Consider the following 15951-nt stretch of genomic DNA (forward strand, 5'->3'; position numbering starts at 1 on the left):
GGCCGGTGCTGATCAGGGGGCGAGACAGGTCGGGTTCGACGCCCGAAGTGGGGGGTAGCTGTTTCTGCACGGCGGCGGCCGTGCGCCATCCGCGCTTCGGACGTCGTTCCCGCGACGGTGTTCGTCTCCCGGTGTCGTCCTTCGGCGATGGGGTATCCCCTGCTCTTCGAGAGCTTGGGGAAGGGGGTTTCGTGGTTCGCATCCGAGTTCTGGTCGTCGACGACCATCGCATCTTCGCCGAGTCGCTCGCCGCCGCCCTGGCCGCCGAGCCCGATGTCGACGTCTCCGCCGCGGGCAGCGGTCCGGCGGCACTGCGCAGCCTGGAGCGCGCGGCCGCCGAGGGGCGCCGGTTCGATGTCCTGCTCGTCGACGCCGACCTGGGTGGCAACGTGCCCGGTGTCCGGCCCGCCGTGCCCGTGCAGGAGGTGGGCGAGGACGGGCTCGTGGACGGCATCTCGCTGGTCGCCGGGGTCCGCTCCGCACAGCCGGCGGTACGGACCGTCGTCCTCGCCGAGAAGGACGACCCGCGCCGGGCCGCGCTCGCGCTCCAGGCCGGTGCGTCCGGCTGGGTGGCCAAGGACTGCTCGCTGTCCCGGCTGCTCACCGTCATCCGCGGGGTCCTGCGCGACGAGACCCATCTGCCGCCGGCCCTGCTCACCGGCGTACTGCGGGAACTGACCGCCGCCCGCAAGCACCGCACCGAGAGCGAGCGGCTGGTGGAGTCCCTGACGCCGAGGGAGCGCGAAGTACTGCGGTGCATGGTGGCGGGACTGGGGCGCAAGGCCGTCGCCGAGCGCCTGTACCTCTCCCCGCACACCGTCCGCACCCACATGCAGAACGTCCTCGGCAAACTGGGCGTCCACTCCACCCTGGCCGCGGTCGCACTGGCGCGGCGGGCGGGGGTGGGGCCGGTGGACCTGGGCCCGACGGGCCGCATCATGCCGGAGGAGAGCAGCAGCGCCTGAGCAGCAGCGCCTGAGCGGCAACGCCTGAGCGGCAACGCCTGAGCGGCAACGCCGCCAGGGGGCGCGGGGTTGTGTCTCTTTCCCGGCTACCGCCGTGTGGGCGCGACCAGCCACAACGGCGCCGCAGCCGAACGACGGGGTGTCTACCCGGGAATGTTGTCGAACGGCGCCGTCAACTGCCGCAGCAGACCGGCCAGTTCACCCCGCTGCGCCCGCGAGAGCTCCGCAAGGATCGCCCGCTCCTGGTCCAGCAGCCCGGCAAGCGCCTGGTCCGCCCGGTCGCGTCCCTCGTCCGTGAGCCGGACGAGGACCCCGCGCCGGTCGCTGGGGTCGGGCAGGCGTTCCACCAGGCCCTTCTTGGCCAGGCGGTCGATGCGGTTGGTCATCGTGCCCGAGGTGACCAGGGTCTGCGTCAGCAACTGCCCCGGCGAGAGCTGATACGGCGTTCCCGCGCGCCGCAGTGCGGTCAGCACGTCGAACTCCCAGGGCTCCAGGCTGTGCTCGGAGAAGGCCAGCCGGCGTGCCCGGTCCAGATGCCGGGCCAGTCTGCTGACGCGGCTGAGCACCTCGAGCGGTTCCACGTCGAGGTCAGGGCGCTCCCGGCGCCACGCTGCGACCAGCCGATCGACCTCGTCCTCCATGGCGATCAGTGTAGTGGTTGTGTCGACGTGAAGTCTCTTGACGTCAAGATACTTGTCGGGGCAGGCTGGAGAGCGAGTAGAGACAGGAGGCCCCATGTCCACTGCCGCCACCCCCACCTGGGATCCCGCCCAGTACCTGCGTCACGCCGGCCACCGCGCCCGCCCCTTCGCCGACCTGCTGGCCCGCGTCCCCGACCTCCCCGCCGAGCGCCCCCGCATCGCCGACCTCGGCTGCGGCCCCGGCAACGTCACCGCCCTGCTCGCCGAACGCTGGCCCACCGCGCACATCACCGGATACGACAACTCCGCCGAGATGCTCGACAAGGCCCACGCCGAGCACGAGGGCCCCACGGCCGGCGGCGGCCGCCTCGACTTCGCGCGGGCCGACGTACGGACCTGGACGGCCGGGGAGCCGCACGACCTGATCGTCAGCAACGCCACGCTCCAGTGGGTGCCGGGGCACGCGGACCGGTTCGCGGACTGGGTCACGGCCCTGCGGCCCGGCGGCACCTTCGCCTTCCAGGTCCCCGGCAACTTCGCCGCCCCGAGCCACCGCCTGATGCGCGACCTCGCCCCCCGTCACGGCCTCGCCGACGTCCTGCGCCACGACGACGCCGTGCTCGGCCCGAGCGACTACCTGGCCCGGCTGGCCGACCTGGGCTGCACGGCGGACGTGTGGGAGACGACGTACGTCCACCTCCTGACCGGCGAGGATCCGGTGCTGGACTGGGTCAAGGGCACGGGCCTGCGGCCGGTCCTCGGCGCGCTCGCCGACGAGCCCGAGCGGCGGGAGGCCTTCCTGGACGAGTACCGGACGGCCCTGCGCGAGGCCTATCCCGCCGGGGCGCACGGCACCCCGTTCCCGTTCCGCCGGATCTTCGCCGTGGCCCGCAAGGAGGCGTGATGATCACCGCCGTCGACCATGTGCAGCTCGCCGCCCCGCCCGGCTCCGAGGAGCGGCTGCGGACGTACTACGTGGGAGTCCTCGGCATGACCGAGATCCCCAAGCCACCCGCGCTCGCCGCCCGCGGCGGCTGCTGGTTCCGGGCGGGCGGCGTGCAGCTGCACCTCGGCATCGAGAAGGACTTCCGACCGGCGGACAAGGCACACCCCGGGCTGCGGGTCGCGGGGATCGAGCGGTACGGCGCCCGGCTCCGGGCACAGGGGGCGCGGGTGGAGTGGGACGAGAACCTGCCGGGGCACCGGCGCTTCTACTCGCAGGACCCGGTGGGCAACAGGCTGGAGTTCCTTGAGCCCCTGACCGCTGTTTGAGCGGCGCCGCGCCGGGTCACCCGCTGGGGGACAGTGAAGTCGACGCCTGCGGGAGTGAGAAAAGTGGCGAAGGAAGAGAAGGCCCGGGCGATGAAGGAACAGGCCAAGGGCAAGGCCAAGGAAGCCGTGGGCCGTGTCGTCGGCAACGAGCGCATGACCGCCGAGGGCAAGGCCGACCAGGCGAAGGGCGACGCGCGCCAGGCGAAGGAGAAGGGCAAGGACACCTTCAAGCACTGAGGGCGCCGGCCGGGCACTGAGGGCACGGGCAGCGGCGGCCGGGGCGTCAGCTCTTGCGGCGCCCTATCAGATGGGGCTTCGCCTCCAGGCCGTCCAGCCCGTGCCAGGCCAGATTCACCAGATGGGCCGCCACCTCCGCCTTCTTCGGGCGGCGCACGTCCAGCCACCACTGGCCGGTCAGGGCGACCATGCCGACCAGGGCCTGGGCGTACAGGGGGGCCAGCTTGGGGTCGAAGCCGCGGCTCTTGAACTCGCGGCCCAGGATGTCCTCCACCTGGGTGGCGATGTCCGAGATCAGCGAGGCGAAGGAACCCGTCGACTGCGGGATGGGCGAGTCACGGACCAGGATGCGGAAGCCGTCCGTGTACTCCTCGATGTAGTCCAGGAGGGCGAAGGCGGCCTGCTCGCACAGTTCCCGCGGGTGGCCCGCCGTCAGGCTGCTGGTGACCATGTCGAGGAGCCGGCGCATCTCACGGTCCACCACGACCGCGTACAGCCCCTCCTTGCCGCCGAAGTGCTCGTACACCACCGGCTTGGAGACGCCCGCCTTCGCGGCGATCTCCTCCACCGACGTGCCCTCGAAGCCCTTCGCGGCGAACAGGGTGCGACCGATCTCCAGCAGCTGCTGGCGGCGCTCCGCCCCGGTCATCCGGGTACGGCGCGCCCGCCGGGGCTTGTCGTTGCTGGGGGTGCTGCTGGAGTCGGTCGCCACGGCGTCAATCATGCCGCCTCTACGGGTTCCTTCCGGCGCCGGGAGCCGCCTTCCGCGGTGTTCCGGCGCGAATCGATACGCGAGCGTGACGGCCAGCGCACGTCGTAGGCCCAGCCGAGCATCTCGCACCAGCGGATGATCCGCGCCGAGGAGTCGATCTGCCCGCGCTCCACACCGTGCCGCGCGGACGTCGGGTCGGCGTGGTGCAGGTTGTGCCAGGACTCGCCGCACGACAGGACCGCCAGCCACCACACGTTGCCCGAACGGTCACGCGACTTGAACGGCCGCTTGCCCACCGCGTGGCAGATCGAGTTGATCGACCACGTCACGTGGTGCAGCAGGGCGACCCGGACGAGGGAGCCCCAGAAGAAGCCGGTGAAGGCGCCCCACCAGGACATCGTCACCAGACCGCCGATCAGCGCGGGCAGGGCCAGCGACAGCACCGTCCACCAGATGAACTGGCGGGAGATCGTGCGGATCGCCCGGTCCTTGATCAGGTCCGGCGCGTACTTGTCCTGCGGGGTGCGCTCCTCGTCGAACATCCAGCCGATGTGCGCCCACCACAGGCCCTTCATCAGGGCCGGGACGGTCTCGCCGTAACGCCACGGCGAGTGCGGGTCACCCTCGGCGTCGGAGAACTTGTGGTGCTTGCGGTGGTCGGCGACCCAGCGGACCAGCGGGCCCTCCACCGCCATCGAGCCCGCGACGGCGAGCGCGATGCGCAGCGGACGCTTCGCCTTGAACGAGCCGTGGGTGAAGTAGCGGTGGTAGCCGATGGTTACGCCGTGGCAGGCGAGGAAGTAGAAGAAGACCAGCAGACCGAGGTCCAGCCAGCTCACCCCCCAGCCCCAGGCCAGCGGCACCGCGGCGCCGAGCGCCAGGAACGGGACGACGATGAAGAGGAGGAGCGCGAACTGTTCGAGCGACCCCTTCTTCTCGCCGCCGAGCGTGGCAGAGGTCGTCGGGGTGTCGTCGTTCGCCTTCGGGGCGTCTTCGATCACATCGGAGCTCGTGGTCATTGGGGCGTCCCCTGTGGGGTCGAGGGTTTTGGCAGGTGCCGGGGTTGCCGGAACCATTCCCGGGTTTCGTTACGACGGTGCCTACGGTTCCGTAACCTACGGCGTCGTAAGTATGGCAGTGCGTCGCCCGGCGGCAAGAGCCCGAGAGTCTGCGCGTCCGCATGGACACCTATCCTTGGTGTCGGTCGGACAGCGCGGTCCGCTCTGATTTCTTCCCGGAAGTCAGGAGCCGTATGCGGCACCCGCCGCGCGGCACCTGCGACCGGGTTCCCTCCCGGACGAGCTTCAACACTGCAAGGAGCCGCACCTGTGAGCAGTGCCGACGACCAGAACACGACGACCGGCAGTGAGCTGCGTGCCGACATCCGCCGACTGGGTGACCTACTGGGCGAGACCCTCGTCCGCCAGGAGGGCCCTGAGCTGCTCGAACTCGTCGAGAAGGTCCGCCGTCTCACCCGCGAGGACGGCGAGGCAGCCGCCGAGCTGCTGAGGGGCACCGAACTGGACACCGCGGCCAAGCTGGTCCGCGCGTTCTCCACCTACTTCCACCTGGCCAACGTCACCGAGCAGGTCCACCGTGGCCGCGAGCTGCGCGCCCGGCGCGCCGCCGAGGGCGGCCTCCTCGCCCGTACGGCCGACCGGCTGAAGGACGCCGACCCCGAGCACCTGCGCCAGACGGTCGAGCACCTCAACGTCCGCCCGGTCTTCACCGCACACCCCACCGAGGCCGCCCGCCGCTCGGTCCTCAACAAGCTGCGGCGCATCGCCGCGCTCCTGGAGGCCCCGGTCCTCGAAGGCGACCGCCGCCGGCACGACACCCGACTGGCCGAGAACATCGACCTCGTATGGCAGACGGACGAGCTGCGTGTCGTACGCCCCGAGCCCGCCGACGAGGCCCGCAACGCCATCTACTACCTCGACGAACTGCACGCCGGCGCCGTCGGCGACGTCCTGGAGGACCTGACCGCGGAGCTGGAGCGCGTCGGCCACAAGCTGCCCGACGCCACCCGCCCGCTCACCTTCGGCACCTGGATCGGCGGCGACCGCGACGGCAACCCCAACGTCACCCCCCAGGTGACCTGGGACGTCCTCATCCTCCAGCACGAGCACGGCATCAACGACGCCCTGGAGATGATCGACGAGCTGCGCGGCTTCCTGTCGAACTCCATCCGCTACACCGGCGCCACCGAGGAGCTCCTGGAGTCCCTCAAGGCCGACCTCGACGCCCTGCCCGAGATCAGCCCCCGCTACAAGCGCCTCAACGCCGAGGAGCCCTACCGGCTCAAGGCCACCTGCATCCGGCAGAAGCTGGAGAACACCAAGACCCGCCTGGCCAGGAACATCCCCCACGACGCCGGCCGCGACTACCTCGGCACCGGCGAACTGCTCCAGGACCTGACGCTGATCCAGACCTCGCTGCGCGAACACCGCGGCGCACTGTTCGCCGACGGCCGCATGAACCGGACCATCCGTACGCTGTCCGCGTTCGGCCTCCAGCTCGCCACCATGGACGTCCGCGAACACGCCGACGCCCACCACCACGCCCTCGGTCAGCTCTTCGACCGCCTCGGCGAGGAATCCTGGCGCTACGCCGACATGCCCCGCGAGTACCGCGCCAAGCTGCTCGCCAAGGAACTGCGTTCCCGCCGGCCCCTCGCGCCCACCCCGGCGCCGGTCGACGCGGCCGGCGAGAAGACCCTCGGCGTGTTCGAGACCGTCAAGAAGGCCCTCGCGGTCTTCGGGCCCGAGGTCATCGAGTCGTACATCATCTCCATGTGCCAGGGCGCCGACGACGTGTTCGCCGCGGCCGTCCTCGCCCGCGAGGCGGGCCTGCTCGACCTGCACGCCGGCTGGGCGAAGATCGGCATCGTGCCGCTCCTGGAGACCACCGACGAGCTCAAGGCCGCCGACACGATCCTGGAGGACATGCTCTCCGACCCGTCCTACCGGCGCCTGGTCGCGCTGCGCGGCGACGTCCAGGAGGTCATGCTCGGCTACTCCGACTCCTCGAAGTTCGGCGGCATCACCACCAGCCAGTGGGAGATCCACCGCGCCCAGCGCCGACTGCGCGACGTCGCCCACCGCTACGGCGTCCGGCTGCGCCTCTTCCACGGCCGCGGCGGCACCGTCGGCCGCGGCGGCGGCCCCTCCCACGACGCGATCCTCGCCCAGCCCTGGGGCACCCTGGAGGGCGAGATCAAGGTCACCGAACAGGGCGAGGTCATCTCCGACAAGTACCTCGTGCCCTCGCTGGCCAGGGAGAACCTGGAGCTGACCGTCGCGGCCACCCTCCAGGCGTCCGCCCTGCACACCGCCCCGCGCCAGTCCGTCGAGGCGCTGGCCCGCTGGGACGCGGCCATGGACGTGGTGTCCGAAGCCGCGCACACCGCGTACCGCAAGCTGGTCGAGGACCCCGACCTGCCGTCGTACTTCCTCGCGTCGACGCCGGTGGACCAGCTCGCCGACCTGCACCTCGGCTCCCGGCCCTCCCGCCGCCCCGGCTCGGGCGTCTCCCTCGACGGCCTGCGGGCCATCCCGTGGGTGTTCGGCTGGACCCAGTCCCGGCAGATCGTGCCCGGCTGGTTCGGCGTCGGCTCCGGTCTGAAGGCGCTGCGCGAGGCGGGCCTGGACACCGTGCTCGACGAGATGCACGAGCAGTGGCACTTCTTCCGGAACTTCATCTCCAACGTCGAGATGACCCTCGCGAAGACCGACCTGCGCATCGCCCGCCACTACGTCGAGACGCTGGTCCCGCAGGAACTCCAGCACGTCTTCGCCGACATCGAGGCCGAGCACGAGCTGACCGTCGCCGAGGTGCTCAAGGTGACCGGCGAGAGCGAGCTCCTGGACGCCACCCCGGTCCTGAAGCAGACGTTCGCCATCCGCGACGCCTACCTCGACCCGATCTCCTACCTCCAGGTCGCCCTGCTCAAGCGCCAGCGCGACGCCGCCGCGAGCGGCGCCGACCCCGACCCGCTGCTCTCGCGCGCCCTGCTCCTCACGGTCAACGGCGTGGCGGCCGGCCTGCGCAACACCGGCTGACCGCACCGCACACGACAGTGCCCCCGTGCTCGCAGCGAGCACGGGGGCACCGTTCGTTCACCGGCTCCGCGCGTCAGGCCCTGCGGCGCCGGAACACCAGGTAGCCGCCCGCGCCCAGCAGCGCCGCCGCGGCCGCCGACAGCAGGCCCACCGGGGCGCCGTTGCCGGTCTCGGCGAGATCGCCCTCGGCGCCGCCCTGCGCCGACGGCGACGACGACGGAACCGCCTCACCGGCGGACGTGGACGGGCTCGGGGCCGGCTCGGTGGTCTCCTCGCCCGGCGTCCCGGACCCGGGCTCGGAGGCGGACGGCGTGGGCGTGCCGCCGCCCGGCTCCTCCTCCTCGCAGTCCGTCCAGAACACCTTGTGCTTGGCGGACCCCTTCTCTCCCTGGAAGTTCCAGAACAGCTTGTAGTGGCCGTCGGGCAGGGTCATGTCGTCCGTGCGGCCGTGGCCCTCGCCGTCCAGCGTGATCGCGCCGGACTTCACGGTCTCGCCCTTGACGGCGGCCGTCGGGGCCCAGGCCTCGATGTGCCAGGAGACCTGCTGGACGGAGTCGAAGCCGAAGGCGTCGAGGTAGAACTCGCAGACGTGCGGCTCGTTCCTGCGCAGTTCCTCGCCAGTGGTGGCGTCATGGATCTTCACGGTGCCGTTGTCACCAGGAGCAGTCGCGTGCGCGGCGGCCGGAGCGGACAGCAGCGCCGCCGCGGCGACGGCGGACAGGGCACCGACGCGGTTCAGGGTACGCATGGGGCAGTAGTCCATCTTCGAGAAGGAACGGGAAGATGTGGAGGGGGCGGCTCAGCTTCCTGCTGGGACTGACTTCAGGTCAAGCACGAACAGGGAACGAACAGAATTCCCACAAGTGCCGCACCCGCGTACACCTCAAGGCTCCTCAGATCACCACAAATGCCGCCGTGAGCAAGGCCGTTCCCGACCCCGCCATCACCCACGCGAGCCGTGTCCGCCGCAACCCGCCCGCGACCACGACCGACGCCAGCAGCAGCGCCCCGCCCAGCGGAACCCACGCGTAGAGCACACCCGCAGGCCCCGACCGCACGACCTCGTCGCCGCCCGGCTTGATCACGACCGTGTACGTCCGCCCCTTGCGGATCGCCACGTTCTTCTCGATGACGACCGACTTGCGCGCCTGCGAGCCCGCCGACACCGGCGTGTACGGCCCGCTGCACGTGTCCTGGCCGCAGCGCGTCACCGAGATCGTGCCGCTCTCCCGGCCCTTGGTGAGCATCACATGATGCGCGGTGCCCCACGACGCCCAGACCCCCGCGATCAGGATCAGCACCGCGACCGTGCCCATCGCCGCGAGCCGCCCGAACCGCAGCGCCGAGACAGCGCCCTGACTGGAGACAACGGCAGAAGGCATGGCCGCGATCCTTGGCCATGGCCCTGCACCCGGTCAACCTCGGCCCGGCCGGGCGGCCGGACAAGTCAGGAGTTGTACGTGCTTTGCGCCCGCTCCAGCCCCTCGATCACCAGACACTCCACCGCGTCCGCCGCACGGTCCACGAAGTAGTCCAGCTCCTTGCGCTCCGCCGAGCCGAAGTCCTTCAGCACGAAGTCCGCGACCTGCATACGGCCCGGAGGCCGCCCGATCCCGAACCGCACCCGGTGATAGTCCGCACCCATCACCTTCGTCATCGACTTCAGGCCGTTGTGCCCGTTGTCCCCGCCGCCCAGCTTCAACCGCAGCGTGCCGTAGCCGATGTCCAACTCGTCATGCACGGCGACGATGTTGCCCAGCGGCACCTTGTAGAAGTCCCGCAAGGCGTTCAGCGGCCCGCCGGACAGGTTCATGAACGACATCGGCTTCACCAGGATCACGCGCCGGTTCATCGGACCGGGCGGTCCGATCCGCCCCTCCACGACCTGCGCCTGCGCCCTGCCGGCCCGCTTGAACTTCCCCCCGATCCGCCCGGCGAGGAGATCCGCCACCATGAAGCCGACGTTGTGCCGGTTCATCGCGTACTCGGGTCCCGGATTACCGAGGCCGGCAACCAGCCACGGCGCGCTCGGATCGGTCGTCACGTCCATGTCTCCTCGCTGTGTCTTCCCGAGTCATACGCGCCAGCCGCTGCCCCCGGCGGGAACAGCGGCTGACGAAGCGATGGCAGAGCCGCGGATCACGCCTCTGCCGGAGCCGGGGATCAGACCTCGGCGACTTCCTCGCCCTCGGTCTCCTCGCCCTCCGAGGCCTCCTCGGCCTGCGCGGCCAGGACCTGGAGGACGACCGCGTCCTCCTCGACGGCCAGCGTGGTGCCCTTGGGCAGGGTGATGTCCTTGGCCAGGACGGAGGCACCGGCCTCCAGGCCCTCGACGGAGACCGTGACGGCCTCGGGGATGTGCGTGGCCTCGGCCTCCACCGGCAGCGCGTTCAGGACGTGCTCCAGCAGGTAACCACCGGGGGCCAGCTCACCCTCGGCGTGCACCGGGACCTCGACCGTGACCTTCTCGCCGCGCTTGACCAGCAGCAGGTCGACGTGCTCCAGGAAGCCCTTCAGCGGGTCACGCTGCACGGCCTTCGGGATCGCCAGCTCGTTGGTCTTGCCGTCGATGTCCAGGGCGATCAGGACGTTCGGCGTACGCAGCGCGAGCAGCAGGTCGTGGCCCGGCAGGGTCAGGTGCAGCGGGTCCGAGCCGTGGCCGTACAGGACACCGGGGACCTTCGAGTCACGACGGATGCGACGGGCGGCGCCCTTACCGAACTCGGTACGGGTCTCGGCAGAGATCTTGACCTCGGACATGATCACTCCTCGTAGAAAACTAGGGGCGGACGTGGTCACCCGGCCACGAACGGCCTGCTACGAAGAGCGCGTCGATAACGGACCGCCGGATCCCTGAACGGGAAACGGCCTCCCTCGCCGAGCAACTGAAGCAGTCTACTCGGACAGGGAGGCCGTTCCCAAAAGGATCACTGCGGCACGATCCGCCGCGCGACTTCTACTGCTCGTCGAAAAGGCTCGTCACCGAGCCGTCCTCGAACACCTCACGCACCGCGCTCGCGATCGTCGGCGCGATCGACAGCACCGTCAGCTTGTCCAGATCACGGCTCAGCTCACCCGGCGTCGGCAGGGTGTTCGTGAACACGAACTCGCCCACGCGGGAGTTCTTCAGCCGGTCCGCGGCGGGACCGGAGAGCACACCGTGCGTCGCCGTCACGATGACGTCCTCGGCGCCGTGCGCGAACAGGGCGTCCGCGGCGGCGCAGATGGTGCCACCGGTGTCGATCATGTCATCGACCAGGACACACACCCGGCCCTTGACCTCACCCACGACCTCGTGGACGGTCACCTGGTTCGCCACGTCCTTGTCACGCCGCTTGTGCACGATGGCGAGCGGAGCGCCCAGACGGTCGCACCAGCGGTCGGCGACCCGCACGCGGCCGGCGTCCGGAGAAACGACCGTCAGCTTCTCCCGGTCGACCTTTCGACCCACGTAGTCCGCCAGCAGCGGCAGGGCGAAGAGGTGGTCGACCGGGCCGTCGAAGAAGCCCTGGATCTGATCGGTGTGCAGATCGACGGTGAGGATGCGGTCCGCACCGGCCGTCTTCATCAGATCCGCGATCAGACGCGCCGAGATGGGTTCACGCCCACGGTGCTTCTTGTCCTGACGGGCGTAACCGTAGAACGGCACGATGACCGTGATGGAGCGGGCCGACGCACGCTTCAGCGCGTCGATCATGATCAGCTGCTCCATGATCCACTGGTTGATCGGAGCCGTGTGGCTCTGGATCACGAAGCAGTCCGCGCCACGCGCCGACTCCTGGTAGCGGACGTAGATCTCACCGTTCGCGAAGTCGAAGGCCTTCGTCGGGACGACCCCGACCCCCAGCTGCTGGGCGACCTCCTCGGCAAGCTCGGGGTGGGCGCGGCCGGAGAAGAACATCAACTTCTTCTCGCCGGTCGTCTTGATCCCGGTCACAGCTGTCTCCTCAGAGGTGTCTCAACTGGGTGTGCACTTATCACGGTACGCCGTGTTTGGCGCACCCGTTTCCGGTCAGTCCTCGCCCTCGACCTGCCGAGACGCCGTCTCCGCCGCCTTCGCGGCAGCGCTGCCCGGACGCTTGCGCGCCACCCAACCCTCGATATTCCGCTGCTGACCACGGGCCACGGCCAGCGAACCGGGCGGAACGTCCTTCGTGATCACGGACCCGGCGGCGGTGTACGCACCGTCCCCGATCGTGACAGGAGCCACAAACATGTTGTCCGAACCGGTACGGCAGTGCGAGCCGACGGTCGTGTGGTGTTTGTCCTTCCCGTCGTAGTTCACGAAGACGCTCGCGGCACCGATGTTCGTCATCTCACCGATCGTCGCGTCACCCACGTAGGACAGGTGCGGGATCTTGGTCCCCTCGCCGATCGAGGCGTTCTTCGTCTCGACGTACGTACCGATCTTGCCCTTCGCGCCGAGCCGGGTCCCCGGCCGCAGATAGGCGTACGGCCCCACGCTCGCGTGCGCCCCCACGACGGCACCGTTGGACACGGTGTTGTCCACCCGCGCCCCGGCGCCGACCCGGGTGTCCCTCAGCCGGGTGTTGGGCCCGACGTCCGCGCCCTCGCCGAGGTGCGTGTCGCCCTGCAGCTGCGTACCCGGCTGGACGATCACGTCCTGCTCGAAGGTGACGGTCACGTCGACCCAGGTCGTGGCGGGGTCGATCACGGTGACGCCGGAGAGCATCGCGGCGGTCAGCAGCCGGTCGTTGAGGATCCGGCGGGCCTCGGAGAGCTGCACCCGGTTGTTGATCCCGGCGATCTCACGGTGATCGGCGGCCACGCAGGCGCCCACCCGGTGACCGGCCTCGCGCAGGATGCCGAGCACGTCGGTGAGGTACTCCTCGCCCTGGCTGTTGTCGGTGCGGACCTTGCCCAGCGCGTCCGCGAGCAGCTGCCCGTCGAACGCGAACACACCCGAGTTGATCTCCCGGATCGCCCGCTGCGACTCGGTCGCGTCCTTGTGCTCCACGATCGCGGTCACGGCACCGGAGGCACCGTCGCGCACGATCCGCCCGTAACCCGTCGCGTCCGGGACCTCGGCCGTCAGCACGGTCACGGCGTTGCCGTCGCCGGAGTGGGTGGCGGCGAGCGCCGTCAGGGTCTCGCCGGTCAGCAGCGGGGTGTCACCGCACACGACGACGACGGTTCCCTCGACACCGCCGCCGAGCTCCTCCAGGGCCATGCGGACGGCGTGACCGGTGCCGTTCTGCTCGGCCTGCACGGCGGTGCGCACGCCGGGGTCGATCTCGCCGAGGTGCGCGACGACCTGCTCACGGGCGTGGCCGACCACGACGACGAGATTCTCGGGGTCCAACTCGCGCGCGGCGGCGAGCACATGCCCCACGAGGCTGCGTCCGCAGATCTCGTGCAGGACCTTCGGTGTGGCCGACTTCATACGGGTGCCCTCACCCGCTGCGAGAACGACGACGGCTGCCGGGCGAATGGCGCTCACGGTTTGCCCTTCGGATGTGGCGGGGGTGGGGTGACATCCGCAGGATACCGGGGCGTTTCGTGGGGGATATGGGAGCGGGCCCTGACTGCGCTGTCAGCAGTCGGGGCCCGAACCGAGCGATGGCTCCCCCGCCAGGACTCGAACCCGGACAAATGGCACCAAAAGCCACGGTGCTGCCAATTACACCACGGGGGAACAAACTCAACTAAACCGGACATTTAGTCAGGTCGTTGAGCGGCGCGTCCTACTATGCCGTACCAGGCGCCTTCCATGCGACGGTACAACTCGGCACTCCTGGTGGTGTAGATGATCAGGCAGCCTCTGTAGGAGTCGCCGACGTTCTTGCGAAGAGTCCTGGGGTTGTGCTTCTTGAGGGTGGCGCGCTGGAACGTCGAAACGTCCACGGCGACCAGGTCTGCCCAGAAGGCCTCGGCCGCCGTCACGTCCGCCGATTCATGGATGCTGAGACGGAACCGCATGCGCTCGCGCTCCACGCCCAGGGACTCGAGCCAGCGCAGGTAGAAGCGGATGACGTTCGGGTCGCTGTTGATGAACTGCAGGCTCTCCCGGCGCTGTGTGGCGTGTGCCTTGTCCTTGGCCCCCTCGGCCCAGTAGAGGACCACGCCCGCCAGGAACAGCTCCCGGTCGGACAGGTCGCCCACCGCTTGCTCGGCCATCGCCTTGGTGTGCCGGCGTTGCTCCTCGTGACGATGCAGCCTGGCCTCCCATCCCCGCCTGGCAATGGCTGACGCTTCCTCCGTGCCTCGTTTTCGGTCCGGCTTCGGCAGGTCGCGTACCCACAGCGAGATCGAACTCTTCGAGCACCCCAGCTCCACCTGGATCTGGTCGTAGGTCCAGCCCTTGAGCCGCAGTTCCCGTGCCCTGTCCCTCAGGTCGTCCTTCGCGTTCGGTCGCTTCGTCCACTGCGGTGGCGGCTCGCCCTCCAGGAGCCGGTTGAGGATGTCGTTGTTGTCGACGCCCAGCCGGTCGCGGATCTGGCGTCGGCTGAGTCCTGCCCGCCGCAGCGCCACCGCCCGCTCCCGCAGGCCCTCGAAGTCGCCGTACTTGCTCGGTGAATGTGCCATGGGCATACAGTCCGGGCGGAATGATCGCTTCCGGAGTGGAAGGACAGGTGAATCAACTGTTCGAGGGATATCGGGCGGTTTCGCTTACGTCCGGTCACGGAATGTGGTGTAGGCCAGTCCGCGAAACTCGCCGGAAAGGCAGGTCGGTCGGCCCGTAGGCTGGAGGCATGACCACGACGGGGGAAGACCGCGCCGGGGACCCGCCACCGGGGGCGGGACTTTGGTGGTGGGGCAGGATGCGCAGTGCGGTGCTGGACGTGAGTCTGGCCGTCGTGTCCGCGTTGGAGTGCGGGGTCGAGGGGGTTCGGTTCGCCCGGGACGCCGGGATACCCGAGGCCGCGGGAGTCGTCTTCGGAGTGCTGGCCGGTTCCGTGCTGGTGCTGCGCCGCCGCTGGCCCATCGCGGTGGTGCTCGTGTCGATCGCGGTGCTGCCGGCCCAGATGGGGTTCCTGCTCGGCATCGTCGGGCTGTACACCCTCGCCGCCTCCGAGCTGCCGCGGCGGATCATCGCGTCGCTGGCCGGGATGTCGTTCGTCGGCACGCTGATCGTGACGTTCGTGTGGGTGCGCCAGGGCGTGGCGCGTGGGGAGCTGACCTTCGGGGACTGGGTGGTTCCGTTCGCGTCGGTGACCACCGCTCTCGGCGTGACCGCGCCTCCTCTGCTGCTCGGTCTGTACGTCGGCGCGCGGCGCCGGCTCATGGAGAGCCTGCGGGAGCGGGCGGACAGCCTCGAACGGGAGCTCCAGCTGCTGGCCGAGCGGGCCGAGGAGCGTGCCGAGTGGGCGCGGGGCGAGGAGCGGACCCGGATCGCGCGGGAGATGCACGACGTCGTCGCGCACCGGGTGAGCCTGATGGTGGTCCATGCCGCCGCCCTCCAGGCGGTCGCCCGCAAGGACCCCGAGAAGGCGGTGAAGAACGCCGCGCTGGTGGGGGACATGGGCCGGCAGGCGCTGACCGAGCTGCGGGAGATGCTGGGTGTGCTGCGCAGCGGGGCCGCCACGGCGGACCGGGCGCGGGGCGCCGTCGTACCGCTCGCCGCGGTGGGGGCCGCCGCGGCTGCCGCGGCCGACCGGGAGCTGGCGGGTGGGGACGAGGGCACCGCGGAGGGGCCCTGTCTGTCGGAGCTGGAGGAGCTGATCGGGCAGTCGGCGGCCGCGGGGATGGTCGTGGAGCTGTCCGTCGAGGGCGAGACGCGGGGGTACGCGCCGAGGGTGGAGCAGACGGCGTACCGGGTGGTGCAGGAAGCGCTGACGAACGTCCACAAGCACGCGGCGGGTGCGAAGACGCAGGTGCGGCTCGCGCACCGGATGTCGGAGATCGCGATGCAGGTGGAGAACGGCCCGCCGCCGGAGCCGGCGTCGGCGTCGTCCGCGCGGCTGCCGTCGGGTGGCAACGGCCTGGTGGGGATGAAGGAGCGGGTCGTCGCGCTGGGCGGGGTGTTCGTGTCCGGGCCGACGGATGCCGGGGGCTTTCGGGTGTCGGCGGTGATTCCGGCGGCCTAGGTGGTGGTTCCGGTG

General features: G+C 70.3%; 16 protein-coding genes and 1 tRNA gene. 6 read left to right on the forward strand and 11 right to left on the reverse strand.

Annotated elements, in window-relative coordinates; translation table 11 throughout:
- Positions 1–191 precede the first annotated feature (191 nt).
- Positions 192–965 (forward strand): LuxR C-terminal-related transcriptional regulator, encoded by a 774-nt coding sequence (locus AC3ETA_RS27960; protein WP_093746306.1) that lies wholly within the window; start codon positions 192–194, stop codon positions 963–965.
- A gap of 143 nt (positions 966–1108) precedes the next feature.
- Here AC3ETA_RS27960 and tamR read toward each other — a convergent pair whose 3' ends face one another.
- The gene (gene tamR / locus AC3ETA_RS27965; RefSeq protein ID WP_059196100.1) at positions 1109–1606 is read right to left on the reverse strand and encodes a MarR family transcriptional regulator TamR; all 498 of its coding nucleotides are present in this window, start codon (positions 1604–1606) and stop codon (positions 1109–1111) included.
- 94 nt (positions 1607–1700) lie between these two features.
- Between tamR and AC3ETA_RS27970 the strand changes: the two genes are divergently transcribed.
- The 3 genes from AC3ETA_RS27970 to AC3ETA_RS27980 all read left to right on the forward strand — a co-directional run bounded on the left by AC3ETA_RS27970 (position 1701) and on the right by AC3ETA_RS27980 (position 3115).
- Positions 1701–2510 carry a trans-aconitate 2-methyltransferase gene (locus AC3ETA_RS27970; RefSeq protein ID WP_432195666.1) on the forward strand — a complete coding sequence of 270 codons (810 nt, stop codon included), beginning with the start codon at positions 1701–1703 and terminating at the stop codon, positions 2508–2510.
- Complete coding sequence (locus tag AC3ETA_RS27975) at positions 2510–2878, forward strand: VOC family protein (protein WP_432195667.1); 369 nt, start codon at positions 2510–2512, stop codon at positions 2876–2878. The genes AC3ETA_RS27970 and AC3ETA_RS27975 overlap by 1 nt, the downstream gene beginning before the upstream one ends.
- Positions 2879–2941: 63 nt before the next feature.
- Entirely contained in the window at positions 2942–3115 is a 174-nt protein-coding gene (locus AC3ETA_RS27980; protein WP_432195668.1) for a CsbD family protein, read from the forward strand.
- Between the two features lie 46 nt (positions 3116–3161).
- Here AC3ETA_RS27980 and AC3ETA_RS27985 read toward each other — a convergent pair whose 3' ends face one another.
- Positions 3162–3839, reverse strand: coding sequence for a TetR family transcriptional regulator (locus AC3ETA_RS27985; RefSeq protein WP_381450918.1), 678 nt, complete (start codon positions 3837–3839; stop codon positions 3162–3164).
- On the reverse strand, positions 3836–4846 hold the full coding sequence (locus AC3ETA_RS27990) for an acyl-CoA desaturase (protein WP_432195669.1): 1011 nt from the start codon (positions 4844–4846) through the stop codon (positions 3836–3838). Before AC3ETA_RS27990 ends, AC3ETA_RS27985 begins: the two co-directional genes overlap by 4 nt.
- 309 nt (positions 4847–5155) lie before the next feature.
- On the opposite strand from AC3ETA_RS27990, the gene ppc reads away from it, so the two are divergent.
- Positions 5156–7888, forward strand: a complete 2733-nt coding sequence (gene ppc / locus AC3ETA_RS27995) for a phosphoenolpyruvate carboxylase (protein ID WP_432195670.1) — start codon at positions 5156–5158, stop codon at positions 7886–7888.
- Between the two features lie 73 nt (positions 7889–7961).
- Here ppc and AC3ETA_RS28000 read toward each other — a convergent pair whose 3' ends face one another.
- The 8 genes from AC3ETA_RS28000 to AC3ETA_RS28035 all read right to left on the reverse strand — a co-directional run bounded on the left by AC3ETA_RS28000 (position 7962) and on the right by AC3ETA_RS28035 (position 14434).
- Positions 7962–8636, reverse strand: coding sequence for an LPXTG cell wall anchor domain-containing protein (locus AC3ETA_RS28000; protein ID WP_432195671.1), 675 nt, complete (start codon positions 8634–8636; stop codon positions 7962–7964).
- A 145-nt stretch (positions 8637–8781) separates the two neighbouring features.
- Positions 8782–9270: a hypothetical protein gene (locus tag AC3ETA_RS28005; protein ID WP_432195672.1), complete on the reverse strand. Its 489-nt coding sequence runs from the start codon at positions 9268–9270 to the stop codon at positions 8782–8784.
- Between the two features lie 65 nt (positions 9271–9335).
- Positions 9336–9938, reverse strand: a complete 603-nt coding sequence (pth, locus tag AC3ETA_RS28010; RefSeq protein WP_432195673.1) for an aminoacyl-tRNA hydrolase — start codon at positions 9936–9938, stop codon at positions 9336–9338.
- 113 nt (positions 9939–10051) lie between these two features.
- Complete coding sequence (locus AC3ETA_RS28015) at positions 10052–10648, reverse strand: 50S ribosomal protein L25/general stress protein Ctc (protein ID WP_432195674.1); 597 nt, start codon at positions 10646–10648, stop codon at positions 10052–10054.
- Positions 10649–10844: 196 nt separating this feature from the next.
- Positions 10845–11825, reverse strand: coding sequence for a ribose-phosphate diphosphokinase (locus tag AC3ETA_RS28020; protein ID WP_432195675.1), 981 nt, complete (start codon positions 11823–11825; stop codon positions 10845–10847).
- A 75-nt stretch (positions 11826–11900) separates the two neighbouring features.
- Entirely contained in the window at positions 11901–13349 is a 1449-nt protein-coding gene (gene glmU / locus AC3ETA_RS28025) for a bifunctional UDP-N-acetylglucosamine diphosphorylase/glucosamine-1-phosphate N-acetyltransferase GlmU (RefSeq protein ID WP_432195676.1), read from the reverse strand.
- A 120-nt stretch (positions 13350–13469) separates the two neighbouring features.
- Positions 13470–13544 (reverse strand) — tRNA-Gln (locus tag AC3ETA_RS28030).
- Positions 13545–13567: 23 nt separating this feature from the next.
- Positions 13568–14434, reverse strand: a complete 867-nt coding sequence (locus AC3ETA_RS28035; protein WP_432195677.1) for a hypothetical protein — start codon at positions 14432–14434, stop codon at positions 13568–13570.
- A gap of 167 nt (positions 14435–14601) precedes the next feature.
- Between AC3ETA_RS28035 and AC3ETA_RS28040 the strand changes: the two genes are divergently transcribed.
- Positions 14602–15936, forward strand: coding sequence for a sensor histidine kinase (locus AC3ETA_RS28040; protein WP_432195678.1), 1335 nt, complete (start codon positions 14602–14604; stop codon positions 15934–15936).
- Positions 15937–15951 lie beyond the last annotated feature (15 nt).

The organism is Streptomyces sp. bgisy027 (genome assembly GCF_057710365.1).

What these genes read in the sequence shown, in the direction of transcription:
- tamR (WP_059196100.1), bottom strand. Translation starts at nt 1,606, where the DNA reads ATGGAGGACGAGGTCGATCGGCTGGTCGCAGCGTGGCGCCGGGAGCGC.
- AC3ETA_RS27970 (WP_432195666.1), top strand. Translation starts at nt 1,701, where the DNA reads ATGTCCACTGCCGCCACCCCCACCTGGGATCCCGCCCAGTACCTGCGT.
- AC3ETA_RS27975 (WP_432195667.1), top strand. Translation starts at nt 2,510, where the DNA reads ATGATCACCGCCGTCGACCATGTGCAGCTCGCCGCCCCGCCCGGCTCC.
- AC3ETA_RS27985 (WP_381450918.1), bottom strand. Translation starts at nt 3,839, where the DNA reads ATGATTGACGCCGTGGCGACCGACTCCAGCAGCACCCCCAGCAACGAC.
- AC3ETA_RS27990 (WP_432195669.1), bottom strand. Translation starts at nt 4,846, where the DNA reads ATGACCACGAGCTCCGATGTGATCGAAGACGCCCCGAAGGCGAACGAC.
- AC3ETA_RS28000 (WP_432195671.1), bottom strand. Translation starts at nt 8,636, where the DNA reads ATGCGTACCCTGAACCGCGTCGGTGCCCTGTCCGCCGTCGCCGCGGCG.
- AC3ETA_RS28005 (WP_432195672.1), bottom strand. Translation starts at nt 9,270, where the DNA reads ATGCCTTCTGCCGTTGTCTCCAGTCAGGGCGCTGTCTCGGCGCTGCGG.
- pth (WP_432195673.1), bottom strand. Translation starts at nt 9,938, where the DNA reads ATGGACGTGACGACCGATCCGAGCGCGCCGTGGCTGGTTGCCGGCCTC.
- AC3ETA_RS28015 (WP_432195674.1), bottom strand. Translation starts at nt 10,648, where the DNA reads ATGTCCGAGGTCAAGATCTCTGCCGAGACCCGTACCGAGTTCGGTAAG.
- AC3ETA_RS28035 (WP_432195677.1), bottom strand. Translation starts at nt 14,434, where the DNA reads ATGGCACATTCACCGAGCAAGTACGGCGACTTCGAGGGCCTGCGGGAG.
- AC3ETA_RS28040 (WP_432195678.1), top strand. Translation starts at nt 14,602, where the DNA reads ATGACCACGACGGGGGAAGACCGCGCCGGGGACCCGCCACCGGGGGCG.